Genomic DNA, 2,083 nt, shown 5'->3' with positions numbered 1-2,083 from the left:
ATCTCACCGATGGGCGCGGCGAAAACCTCGTCATCAATGGCGAGCAGCGCCACGTGGTCTCCTACATGAAGGATTTCCTGTTCAAGCCCGAGCAGGCGCGCACGCCGGTGCGCGAGTTGTCCGGCGGCGAGCGGGCGCGGCTCTTGCTGGCGCGCGTGCTGGCGCGGCCCGCAAACCTTCTGGTGCTCGATGAGCCGACCAACGATCTCGACATGGAGACGCTGGAACTGCTGCAGGAACTGGTCGCCGGTTTCGCCGGCACCGTCATCCTGGTCAGCCACGACCGCGATTTCCTCGACCGCACCGTGACCAGCCTGATCGCGCCGGATGGTGAGGGCCGCTGGATCGAATATGCCGGCGGCTACTCCGACATGCTGGCGCAGCGCGGCGGCACGAAGCTGGACGACCGCAAGGCGCGGGCGAGAGCCGAAAATGGCGAGGCGCCCGCGTCAGGCAAGAGCGAAGCCGCCGCGCCAAAAGGGCCGGCGAAGAAACTGTCGTTCAAGCAGAAATTCGCACTGGAATCCCTGCCGAAGAAAATCGAAGCTGTGATGGCCTCGATCTCGAGGCTGGAGAACAACATCGCCGATCCGGCCTATTACGAGCGCGATCCGGCCTCGTTCCAGAAAACCATCGCCGCCCTCGACAAGGAGCGCGCGACGCTGGCCGCGCTCGAGGAAGAATGGCTGGAACTGGAGATGTTGCGCGAGGAGATGGAGGGGTGAGGAGTGTTTCGGCCGTAGGCCGATCAATCGACGACGATTTGTCGATTGAAGCGACGAACGCCCGGAGCCATAGCGAAGGGGCCGAGCGCCCCTACCTGCAGCTAGAACCGCCTGATTGCCTCCATACAGAAATGCGCATATATTATGCGCATGTTGCGGAGGCTATTATGCGCAAAATTGCCTTGAGTGCGACCCGTCAGCCAGCAAATCTGTCGATCGATTCGAACCTCATGAGGGAAGCCAAGGGACTTGACGTGAATGTCTCGCGCGCTGCGGAGGCCGGCATCGCGGAGGCGGTGGCTGCCGAAAAAACGCGACTGTGGAAGCTTGAGAACCGCGCCACGATGGACGCGTGGAACGACTATATCGAGAAACATGGCATCCCGCTGGAAGAGTACCGGCAGTTCTGATGCCCCGCTATGATGTCTTCGCCGGTCGCATCGAAGGCAGCTATGTGCTCGACGTTCAGTCAGAGCTGCTCGACAATTTCAAGACGCGGGTGGTCGTGCCGCTTCTGCCGGTCGCAATGGTGCCACCGCCGATGCGAAAGCTTCATCCGATTTTTGAGATCAACGGTCGAAAGCTCGTTATGGCAACACACCTGGTTGCCACCGTTTCTGCCAGCGAATTGGGCGAAAGTCGGCTGAACCTGATCAAGCACCACGACGACATCGTCGCTGCGCTCGACATGCTGTTCCAGGGCTTCTGAACGGCGGCTACAGCGTCTCAGCCTGCCGTCTTGGCCTGCCAGGCCTTGATTGCCTCGTCGAACACCTTCTCTCCGGGAATGCCCTTTTCCATGGTCAGCAACGCCCGCCGTCCGGTCTTGTAGACCACCGGCACGTCGATCCAGTCCTGGCCGCGCAACAAGGTCATGTTGGCGTCTTCGTCGGCCTTGGTGTCGTTGAGCGCGACGAGGAAGAAGCCGTCGGCAATCTTGGCCGGAATGCCGATCAGCGGGCTGCCGGCATCCTGCTCCGAAGCCTTCATGGCAACGCGCAGGATGTTGTCGACACCGCCGCCCTCGAAGCCGTCGGGCGTCAGGAAGATCATCTCGATGATATGGCTGGCCGGCAGCGTCTGGTCGGTGTTGCGGCGGATGGTCATGCGCAACTGGATGTCCTTGCCGGGAATGGTCGCCTCAGCGCGGATCGCCGGCTCCGGCGGCAGGTCGCCACCGGGCGATTCCTGCACCAGCGACCAGACGATGTTGCCGGGCTCGGCGGAGCCCTGGGCGGTGCTGGTGCGCTCCTCATAGAAGATCGCCTTCTGGCCGACAGGCAGAGCGGCTTCCGCAGGCGCAGCCGCCGGGGCGGGCGGCGCGGCACCTGCCGGTGCTGGCGGCGTGCCGGCAGCAC

3 protein-coding genes and 1 pseudogene are annotated in these 2,083 nt (G+C 63.0%); 3 read left to right on the top strand and 1 reads right to left on the bottom strand.

Going from position 1 to position 2,083, the window contains the following annotated elements; translation table 11 throughout:
- The 3 genes from ENZ74_RS30275 to ENZ74_RS30265 all read left to right on the top strand — a co-directional run.
- Window positions 1-725 (top strand): ATP-binding cassette domain-containing protein (locus tag ENZ74_RS30275; protein WP_127313231.1); only part of this gene is annotated, 725 nt, incomplete at its 5' end.
- 167 nt (window positions 726-892) lie between these two features.
- Window positions 893-1,135, top strand: coding sequence for a type II toxin-antitoxin system CcdA family antitoxin (locus ENZ74_RS30270; protein WP_063170355.1), 243 nt, complete (start codon window positions 893-895; stop codon window positions 1,133-1,135).
- Window positions 1,135-1,434, top strand: a complete 300-nt coding sequence (locus ENZ74_RS30265; RefSeq protein WP_063169193.1) for a CcdB family protein — start codon at window positions 1,135-1,137, stop codon at window positions 1,432-1,434. Before ENZ74_RS30270 ends, ENZ74_RS30265 begins: the two co-directional genes overlap by 1 nt.
- 17 nt (window positions 1,435-1,451) lie before the next feature.
- Here the strand turns inward: ENZ74_RS30265 and ENZ74_RS30260 are convergent.
- A pseudogene (locus ENZ74_RS30260) lies at window positions 1,452-2,083 on the bottom strand (hypothetical protein); the annotation flags it as partial.

The sequence above is a fragment of the Mesorhizobium sp. M7A.F.Ca.CA.002.15.2.1 genome, from assembly GCF_003998715.1.
Taxonomy (GTDB): Bacteria; Pseudomonadota; Alphaproteobacteria; order Rhizobiales; family Rhizobiaceae; genus Mesorhizobium; species Mesorhizobium ciceri.
The sequence above is the reverse complement of the archived record's forward strand: the minus strand, read 5'-3'. Positions and strand labels throughout refer to the sequence as shown.

Excerpts from the sequence above, each read along its gene's own strand:
- ENZ74_RS30265 (WP_063169193.1), top strand. The coding sequence starts at position 1,135 with ATGCCCCGCTATGATGTCTTCGCCGGTCGCATCGAAGGCAGCTATGTG.
- ENZ74_RS30270 (WP_063170355.1), top strand. The coding sequence starts at position 893 with ATGCGCAAAATTGCCTTGAGTGCGACCCGTCAGCCAGCAAATCTGTCG.